Annotated in this window: 13 protein-coding genes; 12 read left to right on the top strand and 1 reads right to left on the bottom strand. The window is 68.2% G+C overall.

Annotation, left to right across the window (positions count from 1 at the left end):
• The 5 genes from mutS to ABIS05_RS23815 all read left to right on the top strand — a co-directional run.
• Positions 1-2,347: DNA mismatch repair protein MutS (gene mutS, locus ABIS05_RS23835; protein WP_348012166.1), on the top strand; the 2,347-nt coding region annotated here is incomplete at its 5' end.
• 57 nt (positions 2,348-2,404) lie between these two features.
• Positions 2,405-3,484 carry a glycosyltransferase family 2 protein gene (locus tag ABIS05_RS23830; protein WP_348012165.1) on the top strand — a complete coding sequence of 360 codons (1,080 nt, stop codon included), beginning with the start codon at positions 2,405-2,407 and terminating at the stop codon, positions 3,482-3,484.
• Complete coding sequence (locus ABIS05_RS23825; protein ID WP_348012164.1) at positions 3,442-4,452, top strand: lysylphosphatidylglycerol synthase transmembrane domain-containing protein; 1,011 nt, start codon at positions 3,442-3,444, stop codon at positions 4,450-4,452. The genes ABIS05_RS23830 and ABIS05_RS23825 overlap by 43 nt, the downstream gene beginning before the upstream one ends.
• Positions 4,449-5,783: an NAD(P)/FAD-dependent oxidoreductase gene (locus ABIS05_RS23820; protein ID WP_348012163.1), complete on the top strand. Its 1,335-nt coding sequence runs from the start codon at positions 4,449-4,451 to the stop codon at positions 5,781-5,783. Before ABIS05_RS23825 ends, ABIS05_RS23820 begins: the two co-directional genes overlap by 4 nt.
• Positions 5,780-7,930 carry a DUF2298 domain-containing protein gene (locus tag ABIS05_RS23815; RefSeq protein WP_348012162.1) on the top strand — a complete coding sequence of 717 codons (2,151 nt, stop codon included), beginning with the start codon at positions 5,780-5,782 and terminating at the stop codon, positions 7,928-7,930. The genes ABIS05_RS23820 and ABIS05_RS23815 overlap by 4 nt, the downstream gene beginning before the upstream one ends.
• A gap of 72 nt (positions 7,931-8,002) precedes the next feature.
• On the opposite strand, the gene ABIS05_RS23810 is transcribed toward ABIS05_RS23815, so the two are convergent.
• Positions 8,003-8,128, bottom strand: a complete 126-nt coding sequence (locus tag ABIS05_RS23810; RefSeq protein WP_348012161.1) for a hypothetical protein — start codon at positions 8,126-8,128, stop codon at positions 8,003-8,005.
• Positions 8,129-8,234: 106 nt separating this feature from the next.
• On the opposite strand from ABIS05_RS23810, the gene ABIS05_RS28275 reads away from it, so the two are divergent.
• The 7 genes from ABIS05_RS28275 to ABIS05_RS23780 all read left to right on the top strand — a co-directional run bounded on the left by ABIS05_RS28275 (position 8,235) and on the right by ABIS05_RS23780 (position 16,104).
• Positions 8,235-8,405: a PEP-CTERM sorting domain-containing protein gene (locus ABIS05_RS28275; protein WP_407074870.1), complete on the top strand. Its 171-nt coding sequence runs from the start codon at positions 8,235-8,237 to the stop codon at positions 8,403-8,405.
• 73 nt (positions 8,406-8,478) lie between these two features.
• The gene (locus tag ABIS05_RS23805; protein WP_348012160.1) at positions 8,479-9,276 is read left to right on the top strand and encodes an alpha/beta hydrolase; all 798 of its coding nucleotides are present in this window, start codon (positions 8,479-8,481) and stop codon (positions 9,274-9,276) included.
• A gap of 74 nt (positions 9,277-9,350) precedes the next feature.
• Positions 9,351-10,994 carry a CTP synthase gene (locus ABIS05_RS23800; RefSeq protein WP_348012167.1) on the top strand — a complete coding sequence of 548 codons (1,644 nt, stop codon included), beginning with the start codon at positions 9,351-9,353 and terminating at the stop codon, positions 10,992-10,994.
• Positions 10,995-10,996: 2 nt separating this feature from the next.
• Positions 10,997-11,854 (top strand): 3-deoxy-8-phosphooctulonate synthase, encoded by an 858-nt coding sequence (gene kdsA / locus ABIS05_RS23795; RefSeq protein WP_348012159.1) that lies wholly within the window; start codon positions 10,997-10,999, stop codon positions 11,852-11,854.
• A 4-nt stretch (positions 11,855-11,858) separates the two neighbouring features.
• Positions 11,859-12,146 (top strand): DUF1330 domain-containing protein, encoded by a 288-nt coding sequence (locus tag ABIS05_RS23790; protein ID WP_348012158.1) that lies wholly within the window; start codon positions 11,859-11,861, stop codon positions 12,144-12,146.
• A 63-nt stretch (positions 12,147-12,209) separates the two neighbouring features.
• The gene (locus ABIS05_RS23785; RefSeq protein WP_348012157.1) at positions 12,210-14,846 is read left to right on the top strand and encodes a DUF2339 domain-containing protein; all 2,637 of its coding nucleotides are present in this window, start codon (positions 12,210-12,212) and stop codon (positions 14,844-14,846) included.
• Positions 14,827-16,104, top strand: a complete 1,278-nt coding sequence (locus ABIS05_RS23780) for a DUF3999 family protein (RefSeq protein ID WP_348012156.1) — start codon at positions 14,827-14,829, stop codon at positions 16,102-16,104. Before ABIS05_RS23785 ends, ABIS05_RS23780 begins: the two co-directional genes overlap by 20 nt.
• The last annotated feature ends 1 nt before the right edge of the window (position 16,105 follow it).

The raw sequence follows: 16,105 nt of genomic DNA, 5'->3' as shown, positions 1-16,105 counted from the left end.
GCCGGTGCACGCGCTGGAGAGTTATCTCGCCAAGCTCATCAAGCTGGGCGAGGCGGTTGCGATTGCCGAGCAGGTGGGCGAGGTTGGCGCGAACAAGGGGCCGGTGGAGCGCAAGGTGGTGCGCGTCGTGACGCCCGGCACCATCACCGACACCGAACTGCTGGCCGACAAGCAAGACGCCGTGCTGCTGGCCGTCTCGGGCCACGGCCGCCGGCATGGGCTGGCGTGGCTGTCGCTGACGCAGGGCGAGATCGGCCTGGCCGAGTGCAGCGACGTGGAGCTACCCGCGTGGCTGGTGCGGCTGTCGCCGGCCGAGGTGCTGGTGAACCGCGAGCAGCAGCCCGCCGGCGTCATGAAGGCCAGCTACCCGGTCACAAACCGCCCGAGCTGGCAGTTCGACACGACGCTGGGCCAGCGCAAGCTCTGCGAGCAACTGGCCGTGGCCAGTCTGCAGGGTTTCAACGCGCATGAACTGATCCTGGCCCAGGCCGCCGGCAGCGCGCTGCTTGCCTTTGCCGAGCACACCCAAGGCCGCGCGCTGACCCACGTGCGGTCCTTGCGCGTGCAACGCAGCGGTGACCTGCTGGACCTGCCGCCCGCCACGCAACGCAACCTGGAGCTGACGCAGACGCTGCGTGGCGAAACCAGCCCCACCCTCTTCTCGCTGCTAGACACCTGCAAGAGCGGCATGGGCAGCCGCACGCTGCGCCAGTGGCTGCTGCATCCCAAGCGTGACCGCGCCGAAGCCGTTTCGCGCCACAACGCCATCGCGGCGCTGCACGCGGAAGGTTTCGAGCCGCTGCGCGAGGCGCTCAAGTCGGTCAGCGATGTCGAGCGCATCTCCGCCCGCATCGCCTTGCGCCAGGTGCGGCCGCGGGAGCTGACCGGCCTGCGCGGCACGCTGCAGGCCCTGCCCCAACTGCGGGCCACCACACCCGCAGCATTGCGTGACGCGAGCCTCAATCCGCCGGCCGACATCCTCGAACTGCTGGAGCGCGCCATTGCGCTGGAGCCGGCCATCCTGACGCGGGACGGCGGCGTCATCGCCGACGGCTTCGATGCCGATCTGGACGAGCTGCGCGGCATCCAGCAGAACTGCGACGGCTTTCTGCTCGACCTGGAAACCCGCGAGCGCGCCCGCACCGGCATCACCAACCTGCGCGTGCAGTTCAACCGCGTGCACGGCTTCTACATCGAGGTGACGCAGGGCCAAGTCGACAAGGTGCCGATGGACTATCAGCGCCGCCAGACGCTGAAGAACGCCGAGCGCTACATCACGCCGGAGCTGAAGGCCTTCGAGGACAAGGCGCTGTCCGCCAACGAGCGGGCGCTGGCGCGCGAGAAGCTGCTGTACGAGCAGGTCATCGACGCCCTCATCACCCGCCTGGAACCGCTGAGCGCGCTGGGCCGCACGCTGGCCGGGCTGGATGCGCTCGCGGCACTGGCCGAGCGCGCCATCACGCTGAACTGGTGCCGGCCGGAGTTCGTCTCGCAGCCCTGCCTGGAGTTCGACGCTGGCCGCCACCCGGTCGTGCAGGCCCGCCTGGCCGAGACCGGCGGCAACGAGTTCATGCCCAACGACTGCAGGCTGGACGCGCGCACCAAGCTGCTCGTCATCACCGGCCCCAATATGGGCGGCAAGAGCACCTTCATGCGCCAGGTCGCGCTGATCGCGCTGCTGGCCGCCATCGGCAGCTACGTGCCCGCCACGCGCTGCCGGCTTGGGCCCATGGACGCCATCCACACGCGCATCGGCGCGGCGGACGACCTCGCCAACGCGCAGTCCACCTTCATGCTGGAGATGACCGAGGGCGCGGCCATCCTGCATTCGGCGACCGACCAGTCCCTCGTGCTGATGGACGAGATCGGCCGCGGCACATCGACCTTCGACGGCCTCGCGTTGGCGTCGGCCATCGCCAGCCACCTGCACGACAAGACCCGCGCCTTCACGCTGTTCGCCACGCACTACTTCGAGCTGACCGAGTTCCCCGCCAAGCACACGCTGGCGCAGAACTGGCACGTCGGCGCGGTCGAGAGCGGCGAGGACATCGTCTTCCTGCACGAGCTGCAGCCTGGGCCTGCCAGCCGCAGCTACGGCGTGCAGGTCGCGCGCCTGGCAGGCATGCCGGCCAGCCTCGTGCGCCAGGCGCGTGCGACGCTGGAAGCGCTGGAGGCCCGCTCCCATGCGGCGGACGACCAGTTCGACCTGTTCGCCGCCCCGCCTGCGGCGGCAACGGCCAGCAAGCCCTCGCCGGCAGAGCTGGCCCTGGCCGAGATCGACCCCGATGCGCTGTCGCCCAAGGAAGCGCTGGCCGTGCTGTACCGCCTCAAGACGCTGCAGCGCTGACTCGACGCGCATGCCGGGGATTGCAGGGCCGAATCAGGCCATGTAAAGATCGACCGAATGCGGGCCACCTTCGACAGCAAAGACGAATTGGCCTGTGGCCGCCCATTGGTGGATCCCGCGTCCATGGCCGAGCGACAGGCCGCCCCCGCACAGTCGCGCCACTCCATCTCGATCGTCGTGCCGTGCTACGACGAGGCACCGGTAATCGGCAGCACTGTGGAACGGCTGGCCGCGCTGGCCGACGCCTTGCAGGCTGATTTCGACTGCGAACTTATCTTTGTCGACGATGGCAGCGTTGACGGCACACGCCGCTTGCTGCGTCAGTTTGCGACGCGTGACCCCCGCATCAGGCTCCTGTGTCTCGCGCGCAATTTTGGCCACCAGCTGGCGGTGACTGCCGGCATCGATGCGGCCACGGGAGACGCCATCGTGCTGATCGACGCCGACTTGCAGGACCCGCCCGAGCTGGTGCACCAGATGGTTGCCAAGTGGCGCGAGGGTTTTGACGTGGTCTATGGCACGCGCATGCGGCGCGCCGGTGAAACCTCATTCAAGCGTGTCACCGCCTACGCCTTCTATCGCCTGTTGAATTGGATGTCCGATGTGCACATCCCCGCTGACACGGGCGACTTCCGATTGATCAGCCGCCGCGTGGCCGAAGCCGTTCGCGCGATGCCGGAGAGGCATCGCTTCCTTCGTGGCATGGTCAGCTGGACCGGCTTCAGGCAAGCGGCGATTCCGTATGAGCGCGCCGCCCGGCCGGCGGGAGCCAGCAAGTACGGCCTGTGGAAGATGCTGTCTTTGGCCGCCGACGCCATGCTCTCGTTCTCGACCAAGCCGCTGCAAATCGCGACGGCCTTGGGCCTGCTGTCCGCCACTGTGGCCACAGCAGGGATCCTGTATGCCTTGGCAATGCGCCTGTTCACCAACGTATGGGTCGAAGGCTGGACCACGCTGATGATTGCCGTTCTGTTTCTCGGCGGCATGCAGCTGATCTGCCTGGGCATCGTCGGTCAGTACGTGGGACGCATGTACATGGAGTCCAAACGCCGGCCGCTTTACTTGGTCGAAGAGCGATTTGGTTTCACGGAGGGATGCGGCGGCCAAGGTGCCGGCTGCGTTCCGGTCCGCCGTTGAAACGGGTGGGACGGCGGCTTTGGCTTGGCTTGCTCATCGCAGGCCTTTGCCTGTCGGTGGCCTGGTGGTTCGCCGACCGCACGGCACTGCAACGGGCAATGGCGTCAATCCGGCCGGTATGGCTCGGCCTCGCGATGGCCGCACTTGCCGCCGGGTATGCGTGTCGCGTACGACGCTGGCACCGCATGCTCAAACCGTCAAACGAGCGATTGCGTTGGACGCAGTGTGCTGGCCCACTGCTCGCCGGCATGGCGCTGAACAACCTGCTGCCGCTTCGGGCGGGCGACGTGATGCGCGCCGTATCGTTCCAGCGCCCGCTCGGTGTTCCCACCGCCGTTCTGATCGCGAGTCTTGCCGCCGAGCGCCTGCTCGATGTGATGGCCTTGTTTGCCATCTGTGCAGTCGTGCTCACGACGTTTGCGCAGGTCGCTATTCAAGAGGCGGTCAGTTGGTCGCTCGCCGTGCTTGCCGCAGTGGTCGTGACCGTGCTTGTGCTGCTGGTGGCGTTCCCACGCCACTGGGAGGAGAGGCGCGTAGCAGCCGGTGGGCCGACGTCGACCTTCGTGCCCGTCATCGTGAGGCGCGCACTGCGTGTGGCAGCTGACGCGCTGCTCGAGTTCCGGCTCATGGTCAGCGGCGGCGCGTGGGCGGCGCTGGCCGCGTGGACCATGCTCGCCTGGGCCTTCGAGGGCGTCGTGTTCTGGGCGGTGGCCCGCTCGATGCCGGAACTCCCGGTCCCGATGGGCGCGTGGCTGGCGCTGCCGCTGGCGACGCTGGCAACCATGGTGCCGGGCGGGCCGGGCCATGTGGGCACCTTTGACCTCGGCGCCATGCAAGCCATGACGCTCGTCGGCAACGATCCCGGCGGGGCGCTCGCGTACGCATTGCTGGCTCATCTGACGCTCTGGGCGCCGGTCACGGCAGCGGGCGTCGGCTACCTCGCCGTCACGGCACGGGCACGGGCGTGACGACGACCGCTCACCGGGGCCCGCATGTGGCGGTCATTGGCGGCGGCTTCGCCGGGCTGAGCGCCGCGTGGCAGCTGGCGCAACACGGCGTCGAGGTGACCCTGCTCGAGGCGGAGCCTCAACTGGGTGGCCTTGCGGCCAATTTCGAAGCGGGGGGTGAGCAGCTTGAACGCTTCTACCACCATTGGTTTCTGAGCGACACCGACGTGTTGAAGTGGGCGGCCGACCTGGGATTGGCGTCCGCGGTGACCGTGCGACCAACGCGCACTGCGGTCTACCACGGCCACCGGCTGCTGCGCCTCTCGACGCCGTGGGACCTCCTGACTTTCCGGCCGCTGCGCTTTGCCGACCGGCTGCGGCTTGCACGTCTGATGCTTCGCGTCAGGCGCCTGAGCGACTGGTCGACGCTGGACTCCCGTTCGGCACGAGACTGGCTGCTGGAACTCGGCGGCCCGGAGGTTTACCGCGTCGTCTGGGAGCCGCTGCTCAAGGGCAAGTTCGGGGCCGACGCCGAGCGCATTTCGGCTGTCTGGATGTGGAACAAGTTGAAACTGCGCGGCGGCAGCCGCGGCCGGCGCGGCGAAGAACGGCTGGCCTATTTGAGCGGCGGCTTCTCGCGGCTGAGCGACGCGGCCGCCCGCAGCATTGGCGAACGCGGCGGTCGAGTCCGGTTGGAGACCGCCGTATCGGCGATCACGCCCGCCGGCGACGGATGGAGCGTCGAGTGCGGGGCCGAGCGCCTGCATGTCGACGCGGTGCTTCTGACCCCCGCCCCTGCGGTGGTCGCGGGGCTGATCGAACGCTGGGCTGCCGCCGCCGAAGTCGCGAAGCTGCGGCGCATCCGCTATCTCGCCAATCTCTGCCTTGTGTTGGAGCTGGACCGCGCATTGACCGACAGCTACTGGCTGAACATCAACGACCCCGACTTCCCGTTCGTCGGTGTCATCGAGCACACCAATTTCGAAAGCGCCTCCAGCTACGGTGGGCGGCATGTGGTGTACCTGTCGCGCTATTTGCCGGTGGAAGACCCCTTGTGGTCGATGCCGGCGGACGAGGTGCTCGAGTACGCCTGGAAGCACCTGACCCGCCTGTTTCCGCAGCTTGAACGCGCCAGCTTGCTGCGCCACCATGTCTGGCGCGCTCGGTGGGCACAACCGATCGTCGAGGCCGGTTATCGCGAGCTGATACCCGCCACCTCGGGCACGTGGCCGGGTTTGTACCTGTGCAACATGGCGCAGATCTATCCGGAAGACCGGGGCACCAACCAGGCGGTCCGGGACGGACGCCGAGTTGGTGACCTGATCGCGCGCGACCTGCAGCGGTCCCCATGACGGACGGCGGGCTGGAGGCCAGCATCCTTTACCTGCTGCGGTGGTGGGCGGCGATCTTTCTCCTCGGCGCGGCCTATGCGCCGTTGGTCCGGCGCATTTGGCCAGGCAGCTGGGGCTGGGCTGCGGCCAAAACACTCGCTCTACTCGTGACCGCCTACGTTACGTGGCTGGCGACATCGCTTGGTTTGCGGGTCAACGCCGCTGCGGTCGGGCTGACGCTGGCGGTACTCGCACTCGCCCTGGCGCTTGCTCTCAACAAGGTTCCTGGCTTGCATCGCGGTGCGCAGATCGGCGCGAGCCTACGCGCCCACTGGCGGCAGGACTCGATCGACGAACTACTGTTCATCGGCCTGCTGATTTTCTGGTCGTCGCTGCGCGCGACCGTGCCCGGCTTGCTCGGCACCGAAAAGTTCATGGACTTCAGCCTGCTGGTCTCATGCCGTGAAGCCACAACCCTGCCGCCGCCCGACGCCTGGTTCTCCGGTGAACGCGTTAACTACTACTACTTCGGCCACTACGTCGGCGCGGTGCTGTCGCGCCTGTCGGTGGTGCCGGCGCCGTATGCCTACAACCTGATGCTGTCGAGCACCGCCGCGCTGACGATGCTGTCGGCCTTCGCGCTGGTGCGTGACCTGTTGAGGGCGGCCGGACCGACCTGGCGGCAAGCCGCCACGGCCGGGGGCTTGCTGACGGCGGTGCTGCTGGGGCTTGGCGGCAACCTGCACACCTTCGTCTTCGGTGTCGCCCGGCCCATCGTCAGTGCGCTGGGTCTGGCGAGCCCGTTGCCGGCCTACTGGTATCCATCGGCAGCCCGCTTTGTAGGGCATGAGCCGGGCGGCACCGACAAGACGATCAACGAGTTTCCGAGCTACTCATTCGTCGTGGGCGACCTGCACGCCCACCTGCTGAATCTACCGTTCGTGCTGCTGATGCTGATGCTGCTGTCGGGCCTGCTCATGGGCGCCCATGGCATCCAGCGCGCATTCAGCGCCCGCACGCGCGCAGCACGCTTGCTGCCCATGGCGCTGCTGCTGGCCGCGATGGCGATGACCAACTCCTGGGCATTCCCGGTCTATTTGCTGGCTGCGACCATGACGATCGCTGTGACTGAGACCGCCCACCCCGGTACCGCTTCGAGGAAGTTGCTGCGATGGACGCTGAGCACGGGCCTGCTTGTCCTCGCTGCGCTTTCGCTGGCCTGGCCGTTCTTTGCGAGCTTCGTGCCCTTTGGTCGAGGCGTCGGCGTGGCGCAGTCGCACACCAAGCTCTGGCAGATGCTGGTGCTCTACGGCTACCAGTGCGCGCTGTTGGCGGCGTTTGGCGCCGCCTGGGCGTTCAGCGCCCGACTGCGCGCGGCGGTTCGTCACATGCACCCCCGGATCAAGTTCCTCGCCATGCTCTTGACGACGGCTTTTATCTGCATCGCCGTGTCGGAAGTCCTCTACGTCAAAGACATCTATGGGCTGGAGTACCAGCGGGCCAACACGGTGTTCAAGCTCGGCTATGAAGCATTCACGCTGCTGACGGTGTGCGCCGGCTGCTGCGCAGTCGCCATAGTCAAGCTTGCAGCGGAACTGCGCCCTGCCTACCGACTCGGGGTCGGCCTCTACGTCTGGTTTTTCTGCGTGGCGGCGACTGCATTTGCAGCATTTGCGCTGCCGCAGACCTTCCCGCAGCCGTCTCGTGCGATGACGCTCGACGCGCTGGCGTTCATGGCCAGGGATCAACCGGAGGATCGACAAGTCGTCCACTGGCTGCAGCAACACGCGCAGCCGGGTTCGCGCATCGTCGAGGCCGACGGCTTCAGCTACACCTATGCAGGTCGCATCTCGATGGCAAGCGGCTTCGCAACCTTGATCGGCTGGCACGCGCACGAGCTGCTCTGGCGGCCGGACATCGGCCAGGCCATCGAAGAGCGTTCCACGGCTGTTCGCGACATTCTGGTCGCCGATGATTGCAAAAAGGTATCCGGGCTGCTTGACCGCTACCGCATCGACTACCTGGTCGTCGGGAAGTTCGAACTCGAACGTTTGCCCAATCTGTCGTTGGCAAGGCTGGAAGCTGCCGCGCAGACGGTCGCCCGTTTTGGGACGACCTCGGTGCTGAAGACGCGCGCCGCTCATGAGCGTTGTTCCTCCGCGCCGTGATCCCGCGAACGCATGCTGTGCATTCCTCACGGCTTCAGTTAGATTCCCTGCGGCGTTGGAGAACCAAATGAATCACACCTTGCGGCAGATGTTGTTGAGCGCGACCTTGATCGGAGCGGCTGCGGTCTCGACCTTGGCGCAAGCGCAGACACCCACGCCAACGCCGACGCCGACGCCGACGCCGACGCCGACTATCACGCCAACTCCAACTCCAACTCCAACTCCAACTCTCACGCCCACGCCCACGCTGGCTCCTACGCCGACTGTTGGGCCCACACCAACCGTTACTCCGACGCCGACGCCCTTGCCGACGCTACCGCCGGAACCGACGATCGAACCGACCGGCTCTCCCACGCTGCCGCCACCAGCGAACACGATTCCGGAGCCCTCGTCGCTGTTGTTATCGCTGTCGGCGCTGGCGGTGCTGGGTCTGTTATTCGCGGCGAGCCGCCGCACAGCGAAGCCACGCGAGTAGGTGATCCGCTGGCGGGCCAGCGCCGGCGCACATCGCCAGCGAGGCCGCCTTCCGCCGGAGCTGCCCCGACCCGATGACCCCGCCGTTGCTCATCGTCTTCTCTCATGCGAATGGGTTCCCAGCCGGCACCTACCGGGTACTGTTCGAGGCTTGGCGCGCTGCCGGGCATGAGGTCCACGCCATTGACAGGCTGGGTCACGACCCGCGCTTCCCGGTCACGGGCGATTGGCGCAAGTTGCGGGACCAGTTGCTCCATTTCATCGAACATGAGGTCAAGCCACCGCGCCAGGTTGCCCTCGTCGGCCATTCGCTGGGCGGCATGCTGAGCTTGATGGCCGCCTGCCGCCGGCCCGACCTCGTCAGCCGCCTTGTCATGCTCGATTCGCCCGTCGTCTCCGGCATGAAGGCCGCCGTCGTCGCCATGGCCAAGACGACGGGGCTGATCCACCGCTACGGCCCATCCAGGATCGCCTGCGAGCGCCGCCACGTCTGGCCGAGCCGCGAGGCGGTGCATGCGCATTTCGCCGCCAAGCAGGTGTTCGCCCGCTGGGACCCGCGCGTGCTCGCCGACTACGTCGACGCCGGCTTCGAGGAGGCCGGCGGCCAGGTGCAGCTGCGCTTTCGCCGCGAGGTCGAGGCGCATGTCTACCGCACGCTGCCGCACCACCTGCCGCGGTTGCTACGCCTGCGCCCGCCGCAATGCCCGGTGGCGTTTGTCGGCGGCACGCGCTCTGCCGAGCTGCGGCAAGCGGGCGCGGCCGCTTCGAAGAGGCTGGCCGGCGAGAGCTGGCGGTGGATGGAGGGCAGCCATCTCTACCCCTTCGAGAAACCCGAAGAGACCGCAGATTTGGTGCTGGAGTTGCTGGCCTGACCAGAGGCGCTCATCGCGCCTCTCTTACAATCGCAATTTCCCACCTCAGCATGCTGTTCTGGCTGCTGCAAGACATGACCAAATTCGTCTTCGTCACTGGCGGTGTGGTGTCCTCCCTGGGCAAGGGCATCGCGTCGGCCTCCCTGGCTGCCATCCTCGAATCACGCGGCCTCAAAGTCACCCTGATCAAGCTGGACCCGTACATCAACGTCGACCCCGGCACGATGTCGCCCTTCCAGCACGGTGAGGTCTTCGTCACCGAAGACGGCGCCGAAACCGACCTCGACCTCGGCCACTACGAGCGCTTCATCACCACGCGGATGAAGAAGGCCAACAACTTCACCACGGGCCAGATCTACAAGACCGTGCTGGAGAAGGAACGCCGCGGCGACTACCTCGGCAAGACGGTGCAGGTGATCCCGCACGTCACCAACGAGATCCAGGAATTCATCAAGCGCGGCGCCGGTGTCGGCACGCCGGATGCCGTGGACGTCGCCATCGTCGAGATCGGCGGCACGGTGGGCGACATCGAGTCCCTGCCCTTCCTCGAAGCCGTGCGCCAGATGAGCCTGCGCGCCGGCCCGACCAACACCGCCTACGTCCACCTGACCTACGTGCCCTGGATTGCTGCGGCCGGCGAGCTGAAGACCAAACCCACCCAGCACACCGTGCAGAAGCTGCGCGAGATCGGCATCCAGCCCGACGCGCTGCTGTGCCGGGCCGACCGCCGCATCCCCGACGACGAGCGCGAGAAGATTTCCCTCTTCACGAACGTCGCCGAGTACGGCGTGATCTCGATGTGGGACGTGAACACCATCTACAAGGTGCCGCGCATCCTGCACGAGCAGGGTCTGGACCAGCTCATCTGCACCAAGCTGCAGCTCAACACCAAGAGCGCCGACCTGAAGCGCTGGGACAAGCTGGTCTTCGAGGTCGAGAACCCCAAGACCGAAGTCACCATCGCCATGTGCGGCAAGTACACCGACCTCTCGGACTCGTACAAGTCGCTCAACGAGGCGCTGCGCCACGCCGGCATTCACAACCATGCCGGCGTGAAGATCGAGTACGTCGACAGCGAGACGCTGACGCCCGAGACGGTCGGCTCGCTGAGCGCCTATGACGCCATCCTAGTGCCGGGCGGCTTCGGCAAGCGCGGCGTGGAGGGCAAGATCCTTGCAGCGCAGTACGCCCGCGAGCACAAGGTGCCTTACCTGGGCATCTGCCTGGGCATGCAGGTCGCGACCATCGAGGTGGCCCGCCACCTGGCCGGCCTGGAAGGCGCCAACTCGACCGAGTTCGAACCAGAGACGCCCCACCCCGTCATCGCGCTGATCGACGAGTGGCAGGACGCCGACGGCAGCATCCAGAAGCGCGACGCCCAGAGCGACCTCGGCGGCACGATGCGCCTGGGCGCGCAGAGCTCCGACGTCAAGCCCGGCACGCTGGCCTTCGACATCTACGGCAAGGTGGTCACCGAACGCCACCGCCACCGCTTTGAAGCCAACGAGCATTACCTCGACCGCCTGCAGCAGGCCGGCTTGGTCATCTCGGCCATCACCCAGCGCGAGAAGCTGACCGAGATGGTCGAGCTGCCACGCGAGGTGCACCCGTGGTTTGTCGGCGTGCAGTTCCACCCCGAGTTCAAGTCGACGCCCTGGGGCGGCCACCCGCTATTTACGGCCTTCGTCAAGGCCGCGTTGAGCCACAAGAAGACCTGATCATGAAACTTTGCGGATTCGATGTCGGCATCGACAAGCCCTTCTTCCTGATCGCCGGGACCTGCTCGATCGAGAGCCTGCAGATGTCGCTCGACGTTGCCGGCCTGTTGAAAGAGGCATGCGCCACGCTGGGCATTCCGCTGATCTACAAGGGCTCGTTCGACAAGGCCAACCGGTCGTCGGGCACCACCCAGCGCGGTGTCGGTATGGAGGCCGGCTTGAAGATCCTCGACGAGGTGCGCCGCCAGACCGGCCTGCCCGTACTGACCGACGTGCATGACGCCTCCCAGGTGGCTGAGGTCGCCAGCGTTGTCGACGTGTTGCAAACCCCGGCGTTCCTGTGCCGCCAGACGGATTTCATCCGCTCAGTCGCGCAGTCAGGCAAGCCGGTCAACATCAAGAAGGGCCAGTTCCTCGCGCCCTGGGACATGAAGAACGTCATCGACAAGGCCCGCGCCGCCGCGCGCGAGGTGGGCCTGTCCGAGGACCTGTTCCTGGCCTGCGAGCGCGGCGTCAGTTTTGGCTACAACAACCTCGTTGCCGACATGACCAGCCTGGCGGAGATGCGAAACACTGGCGCGCCGGTCGTCTTCGACATCACCCACTCGGTGCAGAAGCCCGGCGGCCTCGGCGGCTCCAGTGACGGCGCCCGCGAGATGGTGCCGGTGCTGGCCCGGGCCGGCGTCGCTGTCGGCGTGGCCGGCCTGTTCATGGAAACGCACCCGAACCCTGCCGAAGCCTTCAGCGACGGCCCCAACGCCGTGCCGCTTAAGCACATGAAGACGCTGCTGGAGCAATTGGTGGCGCTGGATCGCGTCGTCAAACAACAGCCTCTTTTGGAAAACGACTTCTCCTGCTGAAAACATGCCTGCGTACATCCTCGCTAACGTCACGGTCACCAACCCCACGGAGTACGAGGACTACCGGCGCCTCTCGACGCTGGCGATGAAGGAGCACGGCGCCGAAGTGCTGGTGCGAGGCGGCAAGACGACCGTGCTCGAGGGCGACTGGACACCCGATCGCGTCGTGCTGCTGAAGTTCCCGACAGCTGACGCCGCACAGGCTTTCTACGACTCTCCCGAGTACGGCGCGGCGCGCGAGGCGCGTGAGGGCATTGCCGTCATGCGCATGGTCTTGATCGAAGGCGTCTAAGGCGTGCCTATCGTCGCACTGCTACTGGGCGCCCTTTTTGGCGGCTTCGCCTCCCAGAGTTTGATGGGCACGTTTCTCGGCGCCGCCGTGGGCTGGCTGTTCTGGCAGCAGACCCTGCAGGGGCGGCGCATTGCCCAGTTGGAACAGCAACTGCTGGGCCGCGCGCCTGCACCGGTGTCGGCGCCCCAACCCACGCCCCAGCCGGTGCAAATGCCCCAGCCTGTGGCCGTTCCCGCTTCGCAGCCGGAGCGCAGCGAAGCGCCCGTTGCCACCACCGTCGTGGCCCCGCCTGTCACCGCCGCACCGGCCGCCTCATCTCAATCTTCCAGGCCGGCACTCCCACCGCCGCCCGCGCCCGCACCGCCCCCGCGCCGCCCCATCCCCATGCCCGCCTGGGCCCAGCGCATCGCGGCGGCCAACACCATCGTCAAGGTGGGGCTGGCGATGCTCTTCCTCGGTCTGGTCTTTCTGGCCCGCTTCGCGGCGGAGAACGTCACCGTGCCGCTTGAGCTTCGCCTCGCCGGCATCGGCGCGACAGGCATCGCGCTGCTGGTTGTCGGCTGGCGTTTGCGCGTGCGTTCGCGCGGCTACGGCCTGCTGCTGCAGGGCGGCGGCGTGGCGGTCGTCTACCTGACGCTGTTCGCCGCCGTGAAGCTGGCCGGCCTGCAGCCGCTGGCCCTGGTGTTCGCGCTGATGCTGTCCGTCTCGCTGCTCGCAGCGCTGCTGGCAGTGAAGCAGGACGCGCAGGCACTGGCCGTCGTCGCGGCGCTGGGCGGCTACGCCACACCGCTGCTGCTGTCGACCGGCGGCGGCACCATCGCGATGCTGCTCGGCTACCACCTCGTGCTCGGCCTGGGCGTTGCGCTGGTGGCCTGGTTCAAGTACTGGCCGCGACTCAACCTCATCGCCTTCGGCTTCACGTCCTTCGTCGCCGGTGTCTGGGCCGCCACAAGCTATTCGAATGCCGACTACGCCGTCGCGCAGGGCTTCCTGATCGCCTTCTGGCTGCTGTTTACCGCCGTGCTGCTGATGCCCGGCCGCCGCGCGCAGGCACCCGAAGTCTGGCTGCAGGCGACGCTGCTGTTCGGCGTGCCCGTCTTTGGCTCGAGCATGGAGTACGCGCTGCTCAAGCCGGACTCGATGGCCATCGCCTTTGCCGCGCTGCTGATCGGCGGGGCCTATGTGGGCCTGGCCACGTGGGTGCGGCGCCGCGCGGCCCACGCCCTCGTGTTCGAGGCCTTCATCGCGCTGGGCGCCGTGTTCGGCACGCTGGTCATCCCCTTCGCGCTCAGCGCCGAAGCCACCGCCGGCGCCTGGGCGCTGGAGGGCGCGGGCGCCGTGTGGCTGGGCCTGCGTCAACGCCGCCTGCGCGTGCTGGCCACCGGCCTGGCGCTGATGGTGTTGGGCGGCGCCAGGCTGGTGTTGTCCATGTCCGGCGATGACTCGTCTGGCCTGCTCGCGCCGTCACAGCTGCTCAACGCGCTGCTGATCGCTGCAGCCGGGCTCGGCGGCGCGCGCTTCCTGGGTCGCGACGACAGCCGGCCATGGCATGCGGCCGTCGCGTTCGTGCTGGTCGGCTGGGGCACCGCGTGGCTTGCAGTCGCGGCCGGCATCGTCGTCGACCAGTGGGTACCGGCACCGCACGAATGGGCCGCTAGCGTTGCACTCACTGCGGCCATCAGCGCCGTGCTGCTGGGCCTGCAGGCGCTGTGGCGCTGGCCCACGGCCGCGTGGCCAACGGCGCTGCTGCTGCCGGCTTGGGGCTTGCTGGGCATCCTGGGCACCGTGTTGCACGGCGCGCCGCTGTCGGCGGGTGGGCTGTGGGCACTGCCGCTGGCCTGGGTTGCTCAAGCGCTGGTGCTGCAACGCACGGCGCCGCACTGGCCCGTGCTGCTGCGCAACGCCACGCATGCCGGCAGCCTGCTGGCCTTCGCGCTGCTCGGCGCCTTGCAAGGCCGCTACTGGACGGCGGACCTTGGCGACCCCGGCAGCGCCTGGGGCTGGCTGGGCTGGCTGCTGGTGCCGGCACTGCTGCTGGCCGCCGTGCTGCGCCAGCAACGCCGCGCGCCGGAACGCCAAGCCTGGCCGCTGCGCCTGGCGCCTGCGGCCTATGCCCAGGCCGGCGCCGGCGTGCTGAGCCTCACGCTCGCGGCCTGGGTGCTGATCGCCAACTGGGCCAGCCCCGGCAGCGCCCAGCCCCTGCCCTACATCCCGGTGCTGAACCCGCTCGACCTCGGCATCGCCGCCGCGCTGCTCGCCATCGTCGCCTGGCTGCGCAGCCCGGCCGCCGCTGCCGTCGGTCTGCCGCAAAAGACGCTCGCCGTGCCTGCGGGCCTGGCCTTCCTGTGGCTCAACGGCATGCTGATCCGCTGCTTCCATCACTGGGGCGGCGTGCCGTACCACCTCGACGGCTGGCTGGATTCACGCGGCGTGCAGACGGGCCTGGCGCTGCTGTGGAGCGCACTGGCGCTGGTGCTGATGCTGCTCGGCACACGCCGCCATCAACGCGCGCCGTGGCTGGCCGGCGCCGTGCTGCTGGGCGCCGTCGTGCTTAAGCTGATGGCATTCGACCTGCAGGGCAGCGGCACCGTGCTGCGCATCGTCTCCTTCATCGGCGTGGGCGTGCTGATGCTGGTGATTGGCTACGTGGCCCCTTTGCCCGGATCTGGAAGTGCTCGCAATGAAACGCCGCCTGCTTGAACTGCTGCTCGCGCTGGCAGCCGCGTCGGCCGGCGCAGCGCCGCCTGCAGCGCCCTACGCAGCGCCGGTGCAGGTCACCCGACCCGCACCCTTCCTGACGCTGGACGCCACGGCCGAGGCCTGGCTGCACAGCGCGGCCAGCGACCTGCGCGACTGGCAGTTGCTCGACGCGCAAGGCCGCCTCGTGCCGTTCGCGCTGCTGCCGGAGAACAGCCTGGATGCTCAGCCCGAGCGCGAGCTGAAGCTATTCGCGCTGCCACCCGCACGCGAGCCGGCCTCGGCACCGCCGAACAAGGCGCCGGCCGGCTGGGTACTCGACCTGGGCGAGCCCAGCCGCTGGACCGCCGAGCCGCAGCAGTTGCGCCTGCGCTGGCCAGTCGATGCGGCCGCCTTCCAGGCCGGCTACCGGCTCGAAACCAGCGCCGACCTGCAAGCCTGGCAGCTGCTCGGCACCGGCCAGTTGCTCGGCGTGCGCACCACCGACGGCGCGCCGCTGAGCCAACCGCTGGTGGCCTTGCCGGGCCGGCCGCAACGCTATCTGCGCCTGGTCTGGGACGACTCGGCCCGCGCCGTGAAACCGGACGGCGCCACGCTGCTCGCCCAGCCCGCCGGCTCGGCGCCGCCGCAGATGCTGCGCACGGCAGCCCTGCCCGCACCGGATGCCGATGGCGGCTGGGTCGTGCCGCTCGGCGGCCCGCAACCGCTGCTGAGCCTGAGCCTGACGGGCAGCCAAGGCACCTGGGTGCTGCCCGTGCAGGTGCAGACCCGCTCGGGCCCGCAATCGGCCTGGCAGACCGTCGCCCGCAGCGTCTTCTTCCGCGTCGACCGTGGCGGCGCAGCGGCCGATGTGGCGCCCGCGCTGTCGCTGCCCTTGAGCGCCAGCGAGCTGCGCCTGCTGCCGCCACGCGGCGCCGCGCTGCCACCGGCCGGCAGCCTTCAATTGCGCTGGACCGTGCGCACCGCCCGCCTCGTCTGGGCAGCGCAGGGCGAGCCGCCGTTCAGTCTGCAGGTCGGCCACGCCGCGCCCGAGTCCGGCCCGCGCCCGCTGGCCGACGTGGTGCCCGACTGGCCGCGCGAGCAGCAGCGCTTGGGCGCGGCCAGCCTTGGCGCCTTCACCGCGCAGGCGGTCGCTGCCAAGCCGTCGCTGCCGCCGCGCCGCCTGCTGCTGTGGGCCGTGCTGGGCCTGGGCGTTGCGGCACTCGCTGCGGTGACATGGCGGCTCTGGCGGCAGGGGCCGACAGGCAATACCAGCACTTAAA

This window comes from Roseateles sp. (assembly GCF_039929605.1).
Lineage (GTDB): Bacteria > Pseudomonadota > Gammaproteobacteria > Burkholderiales > Burkholderiaceae_C > Pelomonas.
This window is presented reverse-complemented; position numbering and strand designations above follow the sequence as displayed.